This window comes from Streptosporangiales bacterium, assembly GCA_009379955.1.
Lineage (GTDB): Bacteria > Actinomycetota > Actinomycetes > Streptosporangiales > WHST01 > WHST01.
Map to the genome: position 1 here is coordinate 18,356 of WHST01000020.1, position 19,854 is coordinate 38,209.

Genomic DNA, 19,854 nt, shown 5'->3' on the forward strand with positions numbered 1-19,854 from the left:
CGGTGCCCGACCGCCCCGCCGACGCCGGCGACCTCTCCCGCGTGACCGCCGGCTCCGTCATCCGCCGGACGATGACCGGGCAGGCACGCCTCGCCGTGCCCGGCACGCTGCTGATCATGGCGCACCAGGCGCTCGAGTCCCTGGTACCCGTCGTCATCGGCCTCGTCATCGACCGCGCGGTCGCCTCGGGCGCCACCGGCGCGCTGGCCGGCTGGATCGGTGTGCTCGCGGTGCTCTTCCTCGCCCTGTCCCTCGCGTTCCGCTTCGGCGCACGCCTCGGCACCCGGGCCGTCGAACGCACCGCGCACGAGCTCCGGCTGGCGCTCACCCGCCGCGTCCTGCACCCGCGCGGCGGTGCGGAACGCGTCCAGCTGCCCGGCGCGCTGCTGAGCACCGCGACCACCGACGCCCGCCAGGTCGGCGCGCTGATCCAGGTCCTCGCCGTCCTCGGCGGCGCGCTCACCGCCCTCGCCGTCACCGCGGTCGCGCTGCTGCGCATCTCCGTGCCCCTGGGGCTGGTCGTCCTCGTCGGCGCACCACCGCTGCTCGCGCTCATCCACGTCCTCGGCAAGCCGCTCGCCAGGCTGACGGCCGTCGAGCAGGCCGCGATGGCGCACGCGTCCGGCGTCGCCACCGACCTCGTCGGCGGGCTGCGGATCCTCAAGGGCATCGGCGCGGAGGCGACCGCGGGCGCGAGGTACCGGTCGGCGAGTCGCGCGTCGCTCGCGGCGAACGTACGTTCCGCGCGGGCGGAGGCGGTCTACGACGGCGTCACCATCTGCCTGACCGCGCTGTTCATCGCCGCCGTCACGTTCGTCGGCGGTCGGCTCGCGGTATCCGGCCAGATCACGGTCGGCGACCTCGTCGCGTCGGTCGGGCTGGCCCAGTTCCTGCTCGGCCCGATGTCGAGACTCGGCATGTTCGGCGCCGGCTACGCGCGGGCCAGGGCGTCCGCCGCGCGCGTCGCCGCGGTCCTCTCGGCGCCGTACGCCGTCTCCGGCGGCGCGGGCGTCCCGCTCCCCCCTGGCGAGGGCGGGCTGCGCGTCCGGGACCTGCACCACGAGGGCCTCGCGGGCACGACGTTCGAGGTGGGCGCCGGCGAGATCGTCGCCGTCGTGACGTCCGATCCCGCCGACGCGACCGCCCTCCTCTCCGTGATGGCCCGAGGCGCGGAACCCGCGCGCGGGTCGATCGAGCTCGACGGCGAGACCCTCGCCGGCCTCGACGTGGTCGACGTCCACGGCACGCTGCTCGTCGCCTGGCACGACGCCGACCTGTTCGAGGGGACCGTGACCGACAACGTGGCCGCCGCGGGCGCCGACGACGACACGGTCAAGGAGGCGGTCGAGGCCGCGGACGTCGACCAGGTGATGGAGGCCCTGCCCGACGGCAGTGACACCTGGCTGACCGAGCGCGCCAGGAGCCTGTCCGGCGGCCAGCGGCAGCGGGTCGCACTCGCCCGCGCACTCGCCGCCGACCCCCGCGTGCTCGTCCTGCACGAGCCCACGACAGCCGTCGACGCCGTCACCGAGGCCCGCATCGGCAGTGGTGTCCGCCGCATGCGCACCGGCAGGAGCACCGTCATCGTCACCACGAGCCCCGCACTGCTCGCGATCGCCGAACGCGTCGTCGTCCTCGACGGGGGTGTCGTCCGCCGCGAGGGCACCCACGCCGAGCTGCTGGCGGACGACGAGGCGTACAGGCATCTGGTGCTCGCATGACCGTGCTTCCCGCCGCCCTCCGCCGCTCCGCTCCTCGCTCGGCGGACGGCTGGTCGCGCTGTGCCCTCCGAACCGCTGCGATGCTCACTTTGGAGGACGGCTCGTGACCGAGTCCGGGAGGCAGCGCACGCTGCTGCCCACCGCGACCACGGCGCGCTGCGGTCGGGCGGCGGTGGAGCTGCTCAGGACCCACCGGCTCGGCCTCGCCGTCGCGACCCTGGTGCTCGTCGCCGCCACCGTCGCGAGCCTCCTGGTGCCGCCGGTCCTCGGCCGCATCGTCGACGTGGTCGTCGCCGGTGAGGGCACCGCCGCCGTCGCGTACCTCTCCGGGCTCCTCGTCGTCGCCGCGTTCGCCCAGGGCGGCTTCACCGCGCTCGGCAACGCGCTGGTCGCCCGGCTCGGCGAGACCGCGCTCGCCGCCCTGCGCGAACGCGTCGTCCGCCGGGTGCTCCGGCTGCCGCTCGAACGCGTCGAGGCGGCGGGCACCGGTGACCTGCTCTCCCGGGTCGGCGGCGACGTCGCCGTCATCGGCACCGCGGTGCGCGAGGTGCTGCCGCTGCTCGCCAACGCCGTGCTCACCATCGGCCTGACGGTCGTCGGACTCGGCGTGCTCGACTGGCGCTTCGCCATCGCCGGGCTGGTGGCCGTGCCGATCCAGCTCCACACCCTGCGCTGGTACCTGCGCAGGTCGGGTCCCCTCTACGCCGCCGAACGGGTCGCCGAAGGCGAGCGCGCCCAGCAGCTCCTCGAGACCGTCGGCGGCGCCGCCACGGTGCGGGCGTACCGGCTCGGGCACCGGCACACCGACAAGGTGCGGGAGCGGTCCGCGGGAGCGATGGCGTACGTCCTGCGCACGGTGCGGCTGCAGACGAGGTTCTTCGGCCGGCTCAACCTGGCCGAGTTCGTCGGTCTCGCCGTGATCCTCGTCATGGGCTTCTTCCTCGTGCGCGCCGACTCGGCGACGATCGGCGCGGCGGCCGCCGCCGCCCTGTACTTCCACCGGCTGTTCGACCCGATCAACATCCTGCTCGGGTTGTTCGACGAGGCTCAGCGCGCGGGCAGCGCGTTCGCCCGTCTCGTCGGGGTCGACGACATCCCCGACGTCGAGGAGCCGCCTGCGCCGCCCCGGCCGCGGGACTCGTCCGTCACGGTCGCCGGTGTCGGTCACGCGTACGTCCCGGATCACGAGGTGCTGCACGGCGTCGACCTCACGATCGCTCCCGGCGAGCGCGTCGCCGTGGTCGGCATCAGCGGGGCGGGCAAGACGACGCTCGCCAAGCTCGTGGCCGGCGTCCACGTGCCGACCTCCGGTCGTGTCGAGCTCGGCGGCGTCGACCTGCGAGACCTCGGCGCGACCCGCCACCAGGGCTCAGGTGGCGCTCGTCACCCAGGAGGTGCACGTGTTCGCGGGCACCGTCCGCGACGATCTCACCCTCGCCGATCCCGGCGCCGACGACGAGCGGCTGCGCTCGGTCCTGCACCGTGTCGGCGCCCTCGCCTGGGTGGAGGGCCTGCCCGACGGGCTCGACACGGTCGTCGGCGAGGGCGCCCACCGGCTCACCGCGACCCAGGCGCAGCAGCTCGCCCTCGCGCGCCTCGTCCTCACCGGCGTGTCCGTCGCGATCCTCGACGAGGCCACCGCGGAGGCGGGCAGCGCGGGTGCCCGCACGCTCGAGGCAGCCGCCGGTGACGCGCTCGAGGGCCGCACGGCGATCGTCGTCGCCCACCGGCTGACGCAGGCCGCGAACGCCGGCCGCATCGTCGTCATGGACGACGGGCGGATCGTCGAGTCCGGGCGGCACGACGACCTCGTCGCGGCGGGCGGCCGTTACGCAGCCCTGTGGTCCGCGTGGAGCGCGGCGCGTCCCGGCCGACGCTGACCGCCGGACGCGCCCCGGGATCTCTGCGCGCCTCCGTTTCGTTGTCCGGTGGGGACCCCGAACGACGATGGGGCGTGGCGCACGTGCTGGTGGTCGATTCCGTCATCCCTGAACGCCACGAAGGCGCCGTCGACCTGCGCGGTCGGCGGCGCCCACCATGGGAGCTGGTCTACGCGCCCGGTGGCGTCCTCTTCCTCGCCGGCGTGCCGGGTGCCGGCAAGACGACGCTGTTGCGCCGGCTCTTCGCCGAGCCGGCGCGTACGACGACATCGAGGTACTCGACTCCGACGAGATCCGGCGGCGGGTGCGCCGCCGCCTCGGGTTCCTCCCCTACGTGTGCTGGCGTCCGCTCGTCCATCTCCTGCACTACCTGCGCATCGTGCGGGCCGTGCGCGGCCCGGCCGACCGGACGATCTTGATCCACGACACCGGGACGCACACCTGGCTGCGGCGCGGGCTCCGGCGCGTCGCGCGGCGTTCCGGGCGCCCGATGCACGCCCTGCTCCTCGACGTCGACCCCACCCGCGCCTGGGCGGGCCAGCGCACCAGGGACCGCCAGGTCAGCCCGCGGCGGTTCGCGCACCACACGGCAGGCTGGCGAGAGCTGCTCGACGCCGTCACCGACGACCCCACGGGAGCGGAGAGCTACGCGAGCTGCGTGCTGTTCGACCGCGCGGCCGCCACCCGCCTGCGTGCCATCTCCGTCACAACCCGCGCACCAGACATGGCGGTCTGTCAAGCTATGGCCTGACGTTCGCGCGGGGGCGCGGGGAGCGCAGGGTGACGGACATCAGGATCGAGCGCCTGACCAAGGTGTTCGGCGCGCTCACGGCGGTCGACGACCTGTCGTTCACCGTCCCCAGCGGTCAGGTCGTCGGGTTCCTCGGGCCCGACGGCGCGGGCAAGACCACTACGCTGCGTTGCCTGCTCGGCCTCGTCCGGCCGACGTCGGGCGCGGCGACGATCGGCGGCACGACCTACGCCGAGCTCGCCGAACCGCTACGCGAGGTCGGCGCCACGCTGGGGGCGACGGGCTTCCATCCGGGCCGCACGGCCCGCGACCACCTGCGCGTGGTCGCGTCCGCCGCGGGCATCGACGAGGGCAGGGTCGACGAGTGCCTCGCGACCGTCGAGCTGACCGAGGTCGCCGGTCGCCGGGTCGGCGTGCTCTCCCCCGGCACGCGGCAACGGCTCGCTCTCGCGACGGCACTGCTCGGCGATCCCGGTGTCCTCGTCCTCGACGAGCCGGCGAACGGGCTCGACCCCGCCGGCATCCACTGGCTGCGCGGCCACCTCCGGCGGCTCGCCGACGACGGCCGCACCGTCCTGGTGTCGAGCAACGTCCTCGCCGAGGTCGAGCTCGCCGCCGACGCCGGCGTCATCATCGACCGGGGCAGGCTCGTCAGGCAGGGCTCGATGGACGAACTCACCGACCGCGAGGCCGCGTCCGTCCGGGTGCGCACGGTCCAGGCCGACGCGCTCACCGCCGCGCTGGTGGGCGCGGGCGCCGAGGTCGAGCGGCTCGGACCCGACACCCTCCTGGTGCACGGCGCGACGAGCGACGACGTCGGGGTCGTCGCGCGGGAGGCCGGTGTCGCACTGCGCGAGCTCGCCGTCGAGGACGCCGGGCTGGAACGGGTCTTCCTCGACGTCCTGGAGTCGACCGACGCCGAGGCCGCCCCGTGAGGCGCCTCGTCCGCTCGGAGATCCGCAAGGCCCTGTCGACGCGTGTGCCCCTCGTGCTGCTGGTCGTCGCGACAGCCGTGACGGTAGTGAGTCTCACGGCGACGGCGGTGCTGGCGGGACGCGAGATCGCCGACGCCACCATGACGCCTGCCCTCGACACCGAAGCCGGGATGCACGCGCTGCTCGCCTCGGCGTCGTCGGGCAGCGTGCTCGCCCTCGTCCTGGGGATCCTCGGGGTCACGGGCGAGTACCGGCACCTGACGATCACGCAGACGTTCCTCGGCGCGCCGAGGCGGTACCGCGTGGTGTCCGCCAAGCTCCTCACGTACCTCCTGCTCGGCGGGCTGTTCGGGCTCGTCGTGACCGCGGTCGGCCTCGGTGCGGGCGAACTCGCCCTGCTGGTCGCCGTGGAGCCCGTCAGCCCGCTGCGCGGCGACGTCGCCGCCATCCTCGGCGGCGCGGTACTCAGCCACGCGATGTACACGCTCGTCGGCGTCGGGGTGGGCGCACTGCTGCGCAACCAGGTCGTCGCCGTCGTCACGGTCGTCGTGTGGACGCAGCTCGTCGAGAACATGCTCGTCGGGATGTTCCCGCCGGTCGGGCGCTGGCTGCTCACCGGCGCGAGCTCCGCCGTCGTGCGGTACGGCGAGTCGACCGGTCTCGCCCTGCTACCGGTGTGGGCGGGCGCCCTCCTGCTCGCGGGCTACGCGGCCGTCTTCGGCGCCGCCGCGTACGCCACCACGACCCGCCGCGACGTCACGTAACGGCCGCTGTCACCCGTGAGGGGCACCCCGACCGGGTCACGGCACGGTGAGGGTGCCCCTCACGGGCCGGCGCCTGACGCGGTCAGGGCTGGCGGCGGTGGGGGCAGAGGGTGGTGAAGGTGTAGCCCCGCGCGCGCAGCCGCTCGATGATGTGCGGGAGCGCGGCCACGGTCTGCCGCCGGTCGCCGCCGCCGTCGTGCATCAGCACGATCGACCCGGGGTGCGTACCGGAGACGGCGCGGCGCACGATCGTGCCGGCGCGTGCGTGCTTCCAGTCCCTGGTGTCGACGTTCCAGGTCACCGGCACCTGGCCGGCCCTGGCGATGCGGCCCTGCACGTGCGGGTTGATGGCGCCGTACGGCGGGCGTACGCACCTCGGCCGCAGGCCGGTGTGGGCCTGGATCTCCCTCGTGGTGGTGCGCAGCTCCCGGTCGAGCTGTTCGGTGCTCAGGCTCTCCATGTTCTTGTGGTCCCAGGTGTGCGACTGGACGCTCATCCCGGCGAGGGCGAGCGCGTGGACGTCGGCCGGACGCTTGCGGACGTTCATGCCGAGGACGAAGAACGTCGCGGGCACCCGCTCACGCCTGAGCACCTCCAGCACCTGCCCGGTGTACGGAGACGGCCCGTCGTCGAACGTCAGCGCGACGACCTTCTCGCCGCGCTTCGACCGGTCGCCGAGAACCTGGGGCACCCTCGTCGCCGGCAGCCGCCGCGGCTTGGCGCGCTTCCGCTTGGCCGGAGCCGACCGCGTGGCGGTGGTGCCCGACGGGCCGGGCGTCGGCGAGGCGGCCTCCCGCGGGTGGCTGACAGGCGACCAGGTGATCGGGCCGTGCGACGCCGTCGGCCAGCCGTCCCCCGGAGCACCGTACGGCCCGCCGCCGGAGGCGACGAGCGGCCGGCAGGCGGTCATGGCGACGAGGACGACCACGACACCGACCGACACGAGGATGGTGGCGCGACGGGGCACGCCGACCAAGGTACGCGGTGCCGGCGACCGATCGGGGCACCGGTCCGTCCCTCGGCGTTGCGGTCGGCAGGCTGCTGGCGTCCCACGCGGGACACACACGACGACGCCCACCGGACCGGTGGCGTCCCACGGCGCACCGCTCCGGGTAGCCTGGCCCTGTCCCGCCAAAGTGACACTGGTGAAGAGGCGATGTCGGCCGTGTCCCCATCCCATGAGTCCGGTCAAGACCCGGCCCGCGAGTTCGGGCCGAACGAGTGGCTCGTGGACGAGCTGTACCAGCAGTTCGTCCAGGATCCGAAGTCCGTCGACAAGGCATGGCAGGACTTCTTCGCCGACTACAAGCCGCAGTCGAGCACGGTCGCGGCGTCCACGACAGGTGACGGCCTGGTCACCCAGCGCTCCGGCACGACGGCGACGGCCGCCCCGGCGCAGCGGGCACCGGCCCGCGAGCAGGTACCCCAGCAGACCACGGCGTCCCCCGCTCCGAGCGGCGGCGCGCAGGCTCCCCCGGCCGAGGCCACCCCTCAGCCGACCCGGGCAAGGCACGCCCAGCCCGCGTCCCCGGCGGCGGACTCGAAGGCCGGGCCCGACGTGACCGCCAAGCAGCAGTCCCCGCTCAAGGGCGCGGCGGCGCGCGTCGTCACCAACATGGCGCAGAGCCTCGAGGTCCCGACCGCGACGAGCGTCCGCGCACTGCCGGCGAAGCTGCTCGTCGACAACCGCATCGTCATCAACAACCACCTCAAGCGCACCCGCGGCGGCAAGATCAGCTTCACCCACGTCATCGGCTACGCCGTCGTCAAGGCAGCCGAGGCGATGCCGGAGATGAACTCGTCGTTCACCGAGGTCGACGGCAAGCCGACCCTCGTCCGGCCCGAGCACGTCAACCTCGGCATCGCCATCGACCTGCAGAAGAGCGACGGCAGTCGCACGCTCGTCGTGCCGTCGGTCAAGACGGCGGAGGCGATGGACTTCGCCGGGTTCCTGCGGGCGTACGAGGACATCATCCGCAAGGCCCGCACCAACAAGCTGACGATCGACGACTTCGCCGGCACCACGATCTCGCTCACCAACCCGGGCATGATCGGCACGGTCCACTCGGTGCCCCGGCTGATGAAGGGCCAGGGCTGCATCGTCGGCGTCGGCGCGATGGAGTACCCCGCGGAGTTCCAGGGCGCCGCGCCGGAGACCCTCACCCGGCTCGCGGTCAGCAAGATCATGACGCTGACCTCGACGTACGACCACCGCATCATCGGCGGCGCGCAGTCCGGCGAGTTCCTCCGCCGCGTTCACGAGCTGCTGCTCTCCGACTCGTTCTGGGACGGGATCTTCCGGTCGCTGCGGGTGCCGACGGTGCCGATCCGCTGGGCGCCCGACCTCGCGGCGTCGCACGAGGACGACATCCACAAGCAGGCGCGCGTCTTCGAGCTCATCCACGCGTTCCGCGTGCGCGGCCACCTGATGGCCGACACCAACCCGCTCGAGTACGAGCTGCGCAGCCACCCCGACCTCGACACCGGCTCGCACGGCCTCACCCTGTGGGACCTCGACCGCGAGTTCGCCACCGGCGCCACGTTCGGCGACACGCCGATGATGAAGCTGCGCGACATCCTCGGCATCCTGCGCAACTCGTACTGCCGCACGGTCGGCATCGAGTACATGCACATCCAGGACCCCGACGAGCGCAAGTGGATCCAGGACCGCGTCGAGCGCAAGCAGAAGAAGCCCGACCGCGACGTGCAGCTGCGCATCCTCAACCGGCTCAACGTCGCGGAGGCGTTCGAGACCTTCCTGCAGACCAAGTACGTCGGCCAGAAGCGCTTCTCGCTCGAGGGCGCCGAGACCCTCATCCCCGTCCTCGACGCCGTGGTGTCCGCCGCCGGCCAGGACGGTCTCGACGAGGTCGTCATCGGCATGTCCCACCGCGGCCGGCTCAACGCACTCGCCAACATCGTCGGCAAGAGCTATGCGCAGATCTTCCGCGAGTTCGAGGGCAACCTCGACCCCAAGAGCGCACACGGCTCGGGCGACGTGAAGTACCACCTCGGCGCCGACGGCGAGTACGTCGGCCTCGGCGGCGAGCAGATCGCCGTCTCGCTGGTCGCCAACCCCAGCCACCTCGAGGCCGTCGACCCCGTGCTCGAGGGCGTCGTCCGCGCCAAGCAGGACATCATCGACAAGGGCGCCGCCGGCTTCACCGTGCTGCCGCTGCTCGTACACGGCGACGCGGCGTTCGCCGGGCAGGGCGTGGTCGCCGAGACCCTCAACCTCTCCGGCCTGCGCGGCTACCGCACCGGCGGCAGCGTCCACGTGGTCGTCAACAACCAGCTCGGCTTCACCACCGACCCGAGCGCGGCCAGGTCGAGCGTCTACTGCACCGACGTCGCGCGCATGGTCCAGGCACCGATCTTCCACGTCAACGCCGACGACCCCGAGGCGTGCACCCGGGTGGCACGGCTCGCGTTCGAGTACCGGCAGCGGTTCCACAAGGATGTCGTCATCGACCTCGTCTGCTACCGCAGGCGTGGCCACAACGAGGGCGACGACCCGTCGATGACCCAGCCGCAGATGTACGACCTCATCGACGGCAAGCGCAGCACGCGCAAGGTCTACACCGAGTCGCTGGTCAACCGCGGCGACATCACCATCGAGGACGCCGACGCGTCCTTGCAGGACTACCGCGCGCAGCTCGAGCGGGTGTTCAAGGAGACGCGTGAGGCGGTCACCGACCTGCCGTCCGAGGTGCACCCCGCGCCGCAGTTCTCCACCGCGGAGAAGGTCGATACGGCCGTACCGCTCGAGGTGCTGAAGAAGATCGGCGACTCGTTCGTCAACGTGCCCGAGGGCTTCACGGTCCACTCCAAGGTGCTGCCGGTGCTGCAGCGGCGGGCAGCGATGACCTCCCAGGGCGGAGTCGACTGGGCGACCGCGGAGCTGTTCGCGTTCGGCACCCTGCTGCTCGACGGCTACCCCGTCCGCATGGCGGGCCAGGACAGCAGGCGCGGCACGTTCGTCCAGCGGCATGCCGTCGTGACCGACAGGCACAGCGGCGCGGAGTACAGCCCGCTGAAGCAGCTCGAGCCCGGGCAGGCGCCGTTCTACATCTACGACTCGCTGCTGAGCGAGTACGCCGCCATGGGCTTCGAGTACGGCTACTCGGTCGCCAACCCGAAGGCGCTGGTCGCCTGGGAGGCGCAGTTCGGCGACTTCGTCAACGGCGCGCAGATGATCGTCGACGAGTTCATCAGCTCCGCCGAGCAGAAGTGGGCGCAGCGCAGCGGCGTCGCCCTGTTGCTCCCGCACGGCTACGAAGGCCAGGGACCCGACCACTCCTCGGCGCGGATCGAGCGGTTCCTCACGCTGTGCGCGCAGGACAACATGACCGTCGTCCACTCGGCGACACCGTCGAACTACTTCCACCTGCTGCGCCAGCACACCCTCGACTCGATCCACCGGCCGCTGATCGTCTTCACGCCGAAGCAGGTGCTGCGGCTCAAGGCGGCGGCGTCGCCGATCGAGGAGTTCACCACGGGCACGTTCCGCCCTGTCATCGGCGACGGCGACGTCGACCCCGCGGCGGTCCGGCGACTGCTGCTCTGCTCGAGCAGGATCTACTACGACCTCGTCGCGCGGCGGGAGAAGATCGGCGACACGTCCACCGCCATCGCGCGGGTCGAGCAGCTGTACCCGCTGCCCACCGACGCGCTGGCGGCCGAGATCACCAGGTACGGCTCGCTGCAGCAGGTCGTCTGGGTGCAGGACGAGCCGGCCAACATGGGTGCCTGGCCGTTCATGGCGCTGCACCTCCCGTCGCAGGTCGGCGACGTCAACCTCGTGTCGGTGACCCGGCCGGCGAGCTCCTCGCCCGCGGCCGGCTCGCACCACATGCACGCGGCCGAACAGCAGCACCTGCTCGAGACCGCACTTCCCGAGGCCTAGGCTCCGTGTACTTCACCGACCGCGGGATCGAGGAGCTCACCGAGCGGCGCGGCGACGAGACCGTCACGCTGGCCTGGCTTGCCGACCAGCTCCGGTCGTTCGCCGATGTGCACCCGGAGTTCGCCGAGGCCGCCGACCGCCTGGCCACCTTCCTCGCCCGCGACGACGACGAGGACGGGGACGACTAGCCTCGACAAGTCGCGTGCGGCAGCGAACCGCCTGCGGTAGCGTCCGCGATCATGACACCTCCCCGCGAACGCCCTCCCTTCGTGGCCGACGAACGCACCCAGCTCGTCGGCTGGCTCGACATCCAGCGCGCGATCGTCCACTGGAAGTGCGAGGGGCTGTCCGACGAGGACGCCCACCGATCGGTCCTCCCCACCTCGCCGCTGATGACGATGGCGGGCATCGTGTCGCACCTGCGGTGGACGGAGAACCTCTGGTTCGAGGTCCTTTTCCTCGGCCGCCCGGCCGACGGTCCGCAGTTCGTGGACGAACCGGAGGACGCCGACATGCGGGTCGACGGCGTCCCGCTCGCGCAGCTCCTCGACGACTACGAGCGGCAGTGCGCGGTCTCGAACGAGATCATCGCGGCGCACGCGTTCGACGACGTCGGCAAGCACCCCGACTTCGGCTCTGCAGCGGCGACCCTCCGCTGGATGCTGATCCACATGGTCGAGGAGACCGGCCGGCACGCCGGTCACCTGGACATCATCCGCGAGCTCCTCGATGGCGCCACCGGCTACTACTAGTCACCCGCCCGACCACCGACAGCGCACCCGTGAACGGCACCCCGACCGTGCCAGAGCACGGTGAGGGTGCCCCTCACGGGTCAGGGGACACGGTGAGGGTGCCCCTCACGGGTTGGTCCCTTCTTCCTTGATCCTGGTGACGAGTTGCGTCGGGTTGACGAACCGCAGCGCGACGACGAGCAGCACGACCATCGACATGGTGTAGAGAACGGCCATCGCGTCGATCGACTGCTGGGTGCGGATGCCAGCGGAGAACACGGCGTAGTACAGCGCGACCACCAGCGTCTGGCTGTCCGGCCCCGCCGTGAGGAACGTCAGCTCGAACATGCCGACCGTGCGGACGAGCACGAGGATCAACGCCGCGAGGATGCCAGGCACGAGCAGCGGCGCCAGGATCCTGGTGAAGATCGCGAACGTGCCGGCACCCGACATCCGTGCCGCGGACTCGATCTTCTGGTCGATCTGCTCGATGAACGGCGTCATCGTCAGCACGACGAACGGGATCGACGGCACCAGGTTGGCCAGCACCACGCCGGCGAGGGTGCCGGCCAGGTGGAACTTGTACAGCACGGTCGCGAGCGGGATGCCGTACGTGATCGGCGGGACCAGGATCGGCAGCAGGAAGAGCACCATGACCAGCCGCTTGCCGGGGAAGCTGCGCCGTGCGAGCACGTATGCGGCGGGCACGCCAACGACGGCCGAGATCGCCACGACCAGCAGCGAGACCTCGACGGTGACGAGGAAGACCTGCGACAGCCCGAACTCCCGCCAGGCGGCGCCGTACCACTTCGTCGTGATCCCCTCGGGCAGCCAGGTGGTGAACCAGCGCGTACCGAACGAGTTCACGACGACGACACCGATGACGCCGGCGAGGTTGACGAAGAAGAACGCGAAGAGCGCCCACGCCAGCCAGGTTGCCGGGCGGCCGACGAACCGGCGCCTGTGCCGTTCGCCGGTCGCGGGCGGCGGGGCGGGTCGCTCGGTGACCTGTGTCATCCCTTGCCTCCCGTCGCCCCGCGGTAGAACGTGGTGCGCCACGCGAGCACGAGCGCGACGACGGCGAGCATCAGCACGGCCATCACCATCGCGATCGCCGAACCCATCGAGTAGTCGTACCGCTGGAACGCCGCGTAGTACGCCTCGATCGAGATCACGTGGGTGCTGCCGCGCGGGTCGCCGACCAGCTGCGCCGACGGGAACACCGAGAACGCCAGCACGAACGACAGGCAGAACGTGATCGCCAGGCCGGGCACGAGCAGCGGCAACGTGACGTACCTGAACCGCTTCCACCACCCCGCGCCGAGAGTCGCCGCCGCGCGTTCGAGGCTGGGGTCGATGCCGGTGAGGTACGACAGCGTGAGCAGGTACGCGAACGGGAACCCGGTGATGATGAGCGACGCGAGCACGCCCCAGTAGTTGTGCACCAGCTCCAGCGGCTCGTCGAGGACGCCGATGCCCAGCAGGAACTTGTTGAGCCAGCCGTTCGGGCCGAGATAGCCGAGCAGGCCCTCTGCGGTCAGCACCGTGCCCAGCGTGATGGGCAGCACGAGCAGCGTCGTGATCAACCGCTTTCCGGGGAACGCATGCCGCGTACGCAGCGCGACGGGGACGGACGCGAGCACGTTGATCAGCGCGGCAGGCACGCCGAGCTTGAACGTGATCCAGACCGTCTCGCGCAGGTACGGGTCGGAGAAGAACGTGACGTAGTTGGCGAACGGCCCGCCGCGCTGCGGCTGGAACGACAGGCCGAGTCCGTACAGGAACGGGTAGCAGAACAACGCGACCAGGAAGACGAGACCGGGCAGGAGGAGAAGCAGCGTGCGGTCGATCCCGCGCTCGGCCAGCCGGTGGCGCAGTGCGCCCCGCCTCCGATCCTGCGCCGAGGCGGCCATCACGTCACCCCGCTGCCGACCTCGGACGGGCGCGGCGCCGCCGCCGAGCCCTCGTCGGCGGCGAAGACGAGGACACGCTCCCGCGGTGCCGTCAGGTCGACCGTGTCACCGGGGACGAGCCTGCGGTCGGTGCGGAAGTGCACGACACCGGAGTCGCCGAGGCGCGCGCGTACCGCCTGCTCGCGTCCGTGGTACTCCACCACCTCGACGGTCACCGCGACGGTGTTCGGGCCCGCCGTGTCGGTCACGGCGAGGTCCTCGGGACGGATCGCCGCGACCGCACGCCCGGCCGTGACGCCGTCCCTGTCGACGCCGACCAGCCGCATCGACTCGTCCGCCAGGGTGACGGCGCCGGCGTCGACACCGACCACGTCGAGTTCGAACATGTTGCGGTAGCCCATGAACCCGGCGACGTACCTGTTCGCCGGCTCGGCGTAGACCTCCTCGGGCGTGCCGATCTGCTGCACCTCGCCCGCGCGGAGCACGACGAGCCGGTCGGCGAGCGACAGCGCCTCCTCCTGGTCGTGGGTCACGTACACCGTCGTGAGCCCGAGGTCCTGGTGCAGCCGGCGGATCTCGGTGCGCATCTCGATGCGCAGCTGCGCGTCGAGGTTGGACAGCGGCTCGTCCATGAGCACGACGGACGGTTCGAGCACGATGGCGCGGGCGATCGCCACCCGCTGCTGCTGACCGCCGGACAGCTGCCCCGGGTGCTTGTCGGCCTGGTCGCCGAGCTGCACGAGGCGCAGCGCGTCGTCGACACGGCGCCGCGCCTCCGCCTTCGGCACCCGGCGCATGGTCAGCCCGAACGCGACGTTGGCCCGTACGGTCAGGTGCGGGAACAACGCGTAGTTCTGGAACACCATGCCGAAGCCGCGGCGCTCCGGCGGCACCGTGTCGATCCTGCGGTCGTCGAGCCAGATCGATCCGTCGGAGAGCGGCAGCAGCCCGGCGAGGCAGTTGAGCGCCGTCGACTTGCCACACCCGGACGGGCCGAGCAGGGCGACGAACTCACCTCCCCTGATCAAGAGGCGCAGGTCGCGCAACGCCACGTGCTGCCCGAACCTGCGGCCGACGTCGTCGAGTCGCAGGGTGTCGAATCGAGCCGAGTCGAATCGAGCGGAGTCCGGCATGGCTCAGCCCGAGCTCTTCTTGCCGGACGCGATGTCGCGGTTCCACTTGTCGAAGGCCGTCACCTGGCTCTGCGCGGGCAACGACGGCTCCTTGGGGAACTCCTCGATCCACGCGTCGAACTCGGGGTGGCCGAACTCCTTGATGACCTGCTGCGACTTGGCCGGCGCCATCGAGATCGGCACGTTCTTCACCGCAGGCCCCGGGTAGAAGTAGCCGTCGTCGTACGCCTTCGCCTGCTGCTCCGGCGTCAGCATCCACTTGATCAGCAGGGTCAGCGCGGACATCTCGTCGGCGCTCACGCCCTTCGGCACGACCGCGTACTGCGCGTCGGTCACCCAGGTCATGTCGTCGAAGTGCGTGACGGCGATGTCCTTCGGGACCGCGCCCAGGGCGCGGGGGTTGATGTACCAGCCGGTGGTGGTCATCGCCATGTCGATCTGGCCGGTGGCGAGGTTCTTCATCGTCTCCGTGGTGCCGGACGCGTAGGTGCCGACGTACTTGTTCAGCTCCTTCAGGTACGCCCAGGTCTTGTCCCACCCCTTGACGGGGTCGCTGGGGTCGGAGTCACCGAGCAGGTACGGAAGGCCCATCAGCCAGGTGCGGCCGGGACCGGAGTTGGCCGGGTCGGCGTACTGGAAGCGCTTGGGGTGCGCCTTCGCCCACGACAGCAGCTCCTGCGGTGTCGTCGGCGGGTTCTTCACCTTCTCCGGGTTGTACTCGAGCAGCGGCCCGGACGGGTAGTAGACGAGCTCGACGCCCTGGCCCTCCGCGAGCTCGGCCATGTCGGCGGCGGGCTCGAGGTAGTCGGGAGTGCCGATCTTCTCGTCGTAGTCCGGCGACATCTTCGTCCAGAGCTTCTGCGAGATGCCCGCGGCGAGGCCGTCGGTGCCGGTGAGCACGAGCTGGATCTGCAGCTGTCCCGCCGCCTGCTGCGCCTTGATCTTCCCGGCGAGGTCGGGCGCGGGCGACTTGCTGTAGGTCACCTTGGAGACGACGTCGGGGTTCTTCTCGACGAACTCGTCGATCATGCCCTGGGTCAGCTGCAGGTTGCCGGCGACGTCGAGGACGTTCAGCGCCACCGGCTTCTCCGGCTTGTCCGGCACGTCACCGGGTTGGAGCGCCTTGCCTGCGTCGCCGCCACCGCTCGGTGCGCCGCAGCCGAACACCACCAGGCACACGGCGATCGCGGCCGCCGCACCCTTCCACCATCGACGCTGATGGGACATCTGGACCCTCCTCGGTTGTCAGGCCGTACGAGACGTTCTGCGGGACCGCGCCCGGTGCGGCGGACCCGTGGACGATCGGACGACGAGCTGCGTGGGGAGCTCGACACGGTCGGTCGGCTCGTCTCCCGTCTCCAGGAGGCCGAGCAGCATGTCGACGGCGACGCGACCCGAGCGCTCCTTGGGCACCGCCACCGTCGTGAGCGGCGGCGTGGTCATCGTCGCCATCGGGACGTCGTCGAACCCGACGACGCTGCACCGGCCGGGGACGGGGACGCGGCGTTCGGCGAGACGCGACAGCACGCCGAGCGCCATCAGGTCGTTGTACGCCACCACCGCGGAGACGTCGTGCTCCAGTGCGGCGTCGACGCCCGCGATGCCGGACTCGAAGTGCGGTGGGTACGGGCCGAACTCGACGATCTCGAGACCGCGCTTCTTCGCGGCGAGACGCAGGCCGCGCCGGCGTTCGCGGTTGGACCAGGAGTTCCGCGGTCCGTCGAGGTACGCGAACCGCCGGTGGCCGAGCTCCGCCAGGTGGTCGACGACCTGCCGGCCTCCCCCCACGCTGTCGAGCAGCACCGAAGGCGAGCCTGGGACCTTGCGGTTGAGGAACACCAGGGACGTCTCCGCCGCCGCCTGCTCGAGCAGAGCGGTGGTCATGCGGGACGAGCACAGCACGATGCCGTCGACCTGCTTGGACATCTGCATGATCAGCTCGTGCTCGGCACGCGGGTCCTCGTCGGAGTCGGCGAGGAAGACCCAGTAGTCGGCCTCGCGGGAACGCGCCTGCGCACCCTTGAGCACCCCGTGGAAGAACGCGTTCTCCAGGTCGGGGACGATCACGCCGATGTTGCCGGTCTTGCCCGTGATGAGACCGCGCGCCGCCCGGTTCGGGTGGTAGCGCAACCGTTCCGCGGCTTCGAGCACGCGTCGGCGCGTCTCGGCGTTGACCAGGTCGGGTGCGCCGAACGCACGCGACACCGTCGACATGGAGACCCGCGCCTCACGCGCCACCTGGTGGATCGTGGTGGCCAATCGCGCTCCTCGGCTCTCTCCGCCCCCGCGTGCCGCCTACCCTTGCAAAGGTTTTCACCCGGTGTCAACAGGTGGTCGAGCGGACTTCCTGCAAAGGTTTTCAACCTGCAGCGCGACCGAATCAGGCGAGCTGCTCAGCCGAGAGTCACCGGCAGCTCGTGCAGGCCGCGGATCAGCGTGCTCTGCCGCCATTGCAGCTCACCCGGCTCCCCCGCGAGCAGGATGTCGGGGAACCTGGCGAGCAGCCGCCCGATGGCGACGACGCCCTCCATCCTGGCGAGCGGCGCGCCGACGCAGTAGTGGATGCCGTGCCCGAACGCGAGGTGCCCGCCGGTGGGACGGGTGACGTCGAGCGCACCGGGGTATGCGAAGCGCTCGGGATCGCGGTTCGCACCGCCCAGGGCGACGAGGACGAACTCGCCCTCGGGGATCATCACGTCGCCGACCTCGACCGGCTCGACGGTGTAGCGCAGTGTCGCCATGTTGACCGGGGGCTCGTACCTGAGGAACTCCTCGACGGCACCGGGGAGCAGGCCCGGGTCGGCCCGCAGCGCCGCGAGCTGGTCGGGGTGCCTGAGCAGGGCGAGCACCCCGTTGCCGATCAGGTTCACCGTCGTCTCGTGCCCCGCGACCAGCAGCAGGAACGCCATCGACACGACCTCGCGGTGGTCGAGGCTGTCGTCGTCCTCGCTCGCCTGGATCAACGCGGTGAGCATGTCGTCGGCGGGCGCGGCGCGCTTCGCCGCGACGAGCTCGGTCAGGTACGTCGCCATCAGGCCGGCCGCCTCCATCCCGTCGCCGACCGAGAGCATTGCCGCCGACCAGGTGCGGAAGTCCTCGCGGTCCTCGAACGGGACGCCGAGCAGCTCGCAGATGACGGTCACCGGGATCGGGAAGGCGTATGAGTCGATGAGGTCGACGGCGCCGGACGCGCCGGCGCCGGCCATCTCGTCGAGGCACGTGTCCGCGATCTCCTCGATCCGCGGCCTGAGCCGCTCGATCCGCCGGGACGTGAACGCCTTGTTGACCAGCTTGCGCAGCCGGGTGTGGTCGGGCGGGTCGCTGTTGAGCATGTGGGCGTCGAGCAGCCCGGCGTCGCCGTCCTCGGGAGCCGTCTCGCCGTACTGGCGGGCGAACAGTGCGCCCAGTCCCTCGTGGCCCTTCGCGAGCCGCGGGTCGGCGAGTGCGGCCCTCGCCTCGGCGTACCGCGGGACGACCCATGCCTGCATCCCGCTCGGCATCGCCACGTAGCGCGCGGGACCGCCGGCCCGCAGCACCTCGTAGACCGAGTACGGGTCCTGCATGAACCCGACGTCGAGTACCTCCGTCGCGATCTCCGCGTGTGTCATCCGCCCCGCCTTCCCGTCGTCACGATCGACGATACGTCGGGACGCGGGACGACCGGGGCGCGTCAGTCGCTGCCGTGCACGTCCACGGACGATCCGCCCTCGCTGATCGGTGGCGGCGCCGTCCAGCCCGCCTCCTCGAGCACCATCTGGCCGTCCTCGTCGAAGTGCACGTCGTACGGCTGGACGTACTGGCCGTCGGGACCGTCGATCACCTGGTAGGCCGTGTAGATCGCCCGCACCCGGCCGTCGGTGTTCTGCTGGAACTCAACCTGGTACGTGTAGTACGAGTTGGCGTCGGCCTGGTCGACCGCGGCCAGACCCTCGGCCACGTTCGTCCCGACGGCGACCAGGTTGCCGCCCGGCATGCCCGGCGCGGTGTACGAACCCACCTGCGGCTGACCCTTCCCGTCGGTCACCACGTAGGTGTACGTCGACGCCGGCACGCCCGGCGGCTGCGCCGTCGAGCCGGGGGGTGTGTCCGCCACCGCGACCGGGTAGCCGTACTCGTCGAGCACCAGGCTCTGCGTCGCGGACGCGTTGACCGTGGTGTAGGGCTGGTACTGGGCCCCGGCGATGGCGCCGGCGATGACCATACCCGCCTCGGCCGTGCTCAGCGGCTCGCCGAGCTGGTCGTAGCCGGTGTAGGTGGCGAGCGTCTGCCAGCCCGTGTCGAGCCCGCCGAGTGTCTCCGCACCCGGGCCGTGACCGGACAGCTCGCCACCCTTGCCCGCGTACTGCGGGGTGACGACCGGGTACTCCTTGCCGTCGGGACCGACGAGGAAGCCACCTCCGGTGTACGCGACACCACCTGGCAGGCAGGGCGCACCGAGGAGCACCGCGAGGTCCCACGCCCCTGCCGTGCCCGAGACGACGTTGCCGTCCGGTGTCCAGCTCTTGTCCCACGGGTTGGTCGCGTACGGCCCCATCCCGGCGTTCGGGCCCTTGGCGGCGAGCCAGGCCTCCGTCGCGTTCGCGCTCAGCGTGAGCGTCGCGTACGTGCCGACGACCGGCAACGGATCGGTGACTGCCGCCTTGAGTCGGGCGGTGAGCGTCTCGTCCGCGGCGTCGAGGTAGCTCAGGATCTGCTTCACCTCGGAGGTGAGCTGACCTGGCGACGGGTCGCCGTCGGCCAGCTCGACTCCGGGTACGAGAGTGACGGTGCCGTCGTCGGCGACCGCGTACTTCTTCTTGTCGAGCGTCGCCGACATCTCCTGCCACCACGCGACCGCCTGCGCCATCGCGCCACTGAACGCACCGAGGTGCGTCTGCACGTCACGCAGGCGGATGGCCGCGGTGTCCATCGACGTGGTCGCGGCGGTGACGATCAGGGAGGCGGCGGGCTGACCGGTACCCGACCATCCGACGCCCGCCGCGATGCCATCGCGGACCGTGCCGAACGAGGACCGCCCCGACTCCGCCTTCTTCGCCGCGTCGCCGACCCTGGTGGCGGCGAAGTCCACCCACATGCTCGCCACCTGTGCCGCGTCAAGCATCGACGTCGTCGCCGCCATG

The 19,854-nt window shown here is 71.5% G+C and carries 15 protein-coding genes and 1 pseudogene; 8 read left to right on the top strand and 8 right to left on the bottom strand.

What is annotated here, in order from left to right; all coding sequences use genetic code 11:
- Positions 1 to 71: 71 nt before the first annotated feature.
- The 5 genes and pseudogenes from GEV10_08575 (at position 72) to GEV10_08595 (ending at position 6,051) form a co-directional block, all read left to right on the top strand.
- Positions 72 to 1,721 (top strand): ATP-binding cassette domain-containing protein, encoded by a 1,650-nt coding sequence (locus GEV10_08575; protein MQA78519.1) that lies wholly within the window; start codon positions 72 to 74, stop codon positions 1,719 to 1,721.
- 130 nt (positions 1,722 to 1,851) lie between these two features.
- A pseudogene (locus GEV10_08580) lies at positions 1,852 to 3,601 on the top strand (ATP-binding cassette domain-containing protein).
- 157 nt (positions 3,602 to 3,758) lie between these two features.
- A complete protein-coding gene (locus tag GEV10_08585) occupies positions 3,759 to 4,352 on the top strand; it encodes an ATP-binding protein (GenBank protein ID MQA78520.1) in 594 nt (197 codons plus the stop codon).
- Between the two features lie 29 nt (positions 4,353 to 4,381).
- Positions 4,382 to 5,287, top strand: coding sequence for an ATP-binding cassette domain-containing protein (locus GEV10_08590; protein ID MQA78521.1), 906 nt, complete (start codon positions 4,382 to 4,384; stop codon positions 5,285 to 5,287).
- Positions 5,284 to 6,051 (top strand): ABC transporter permease, encoded by a 768-nt coding sequence (locus GEV10_08595; GenBank protein ID MQA78522.1) that lies wholly within the window; start codon positions 5,284 to 5,286, stop codon positions 6,049 to 6,051. The genes GEV10_08590 and GEV10_08595 overlap by 4 nt, the downstream gene beginning before the upstream one ends.
- Positions 6,052 to 6,133: 82 nt before the next feature.
- Here the strand turns inward: GEV10_08595 and GEV10_08600 are convergent, their stop codons facing one another.
- Positions 6,134 to 7,231 carry a polysaccharide deacetylase family protein gene (locus tag GEV10_08600; protein ID MQA78523.1) on the bottom strand — a complete coding sequence of 366 codons (1,098 nt, stop codon included), beginning with the start codon at positions 7,229 to 7,231 and terminating at the stop codon, positions 6,134 to 6,136.
- Here GEV10_08600 and GEV10_08605 point away from each other — a divergent pair.
- Genes GEV10_08605 through GEV10_08615 form a run of 3 tightly spaced genes read left to right on the top strand, consistent with a single transcriptional unit; the run spans position 7,208 to position 11,709 of the window.
- Positions 7,208 to 10,957 (top strand): multifunctional oxoglutarate decarboxylase/oxoglutarate dehydrogenase thiamine pyrophosphate-binding subunit/dihydrolipoyllysine-residue succinyltransferase subunit, encoded by a 3,750-nt coding sequence (locus tag GEV10_08605; protein MQA78524.1) that lies wholly within the window; start codon positions 7,208 to 7,210, stop codon positions 10,955 to 10,957. The genes GEV10_08600 and GEV10_08605 overlap by 24 nt on opposite strands.
- A 5-nt stretch (positions 10,958 to 10,962) precedes the next feature.
- Positions 10,963 to 11,145, top strand: a complete 183-nt coding sequence (locus GEV10_08610) for a hypothetical protein (GenBank protein ID MQA78525.1) — start codon at positions 10,963 to 10,965, stop codon at positions 11,143 to 11,145.
- Between the two features lie 51 nt (positions 11,146 to 11,196).
- Positions 11,197 to 11,709 (top strand): DUF664 domain-containing protein, encoded by a 513-nt coding sequence (locus tag GEV10_08615; protein ID MQA78526.1) that lies wholly within the window; start codon positions 11,197 to 11,199, stop codon positions 11,707 to 11,709.
- A 105-nt stretch (positions 11,710 to 11,814) separates the two neighbouring features.
- Here the strand turns inward: GEV10_08615 and GEV10_08620 are convergent, their stop codons facing one another.
- The 7 genes from GEV10_08620 to GEV10_08650 all read right to left on the bottom strand — a co-directional run bounded on the left by GEV10_08620 (position 11,815) and on the right by GEV10_08650 (position 19,853).
- Positions 11,815 to 12,705, bottom strand: coding sequence for an ABC transporter permease subunit (locus GEV10_08620; protein MQA78527.1), 891 nt, complete (start codon positions 12,703 to 12,705; stop codon positions 11,815 to 11,817).
- Complete coding sequence (locus GEV10_08625; protein MQA78528.1) at positions 12,702 to 13,601, bottom strand: ABC transporter permease subunit; 900 nt, start codon at positions 13,599 to 13,601, stop codon at positions 12,702 to 12,704. Before GEV10_08625 ends, GEV10_08620 begins: the two co-directional genes overlap by 4 nt.
- Complete coding sequence (locus GEV10_08630; GenBank protein ID MQA78529.1) at positions 13,601 to 14,734, bottom strand: ATP-binding cassette domain-containing protein; 1,134 nt, start codon at positions 14,732 to 14,734, stop codon at positions 13,601 to 13,603. The genes GEV10_08625 and GEV10_08630 overlap by 1 nt, the downstream gene beginning before the upstream one ends.
- Positions 14,735 to 14,737: 3 nt before the next feature.
- A complete protein-coding gene (locus GEV10_08635; protein MQA78530.1) occupies positions 14,738 to 15,961 on the bottom strand; it encodes an extracellular solute-binding protein in 1,224 nt (407 codons plus the stop codon).
- 18 nt (positions 15,962 to 15,979) lie between these two features.
- On the bottom strand, positions 15,980 to 16,993 hold the full coding sequence (locus GEV10_08640) for a LacI family DNA-binding transcriptional regulator (protein ID MQA78531.1): 1,014 nt from the start codon (positions 16,991 to 16,993) through the stop codon (positions 15,980 to 15,982).
- A 134-nt stretch (positions 16,994 to 17,127) separates the two neighbouring features.
- The gene (locus tag GEV10_08645) at positions 17,128 to 18,342 is read right to left on the bottom strand and encodes a cytochrome P450 (protein ID MQA78532.1); all 1,215 of its coding nucleotides are present in this window, start codon (positions 18,340 to 18,342) and stop codon (positions 17,128 to 17,130) included.
- A gap of 62 nt (positions 18,343 to 18,404) precedes the next feature.
- Positions 18,405 to 19,853, bottom strand: coding sequence for a hypothetical protein (locus GEV10_08650; protein MQA78533.1), 1,449 nt, complete (start codon positions 19,851 to 19,853; stop codon positions 18,405 to 18,407).
- Between the last annotated feature and the right edge of the window lies 1 nt (position 19,854).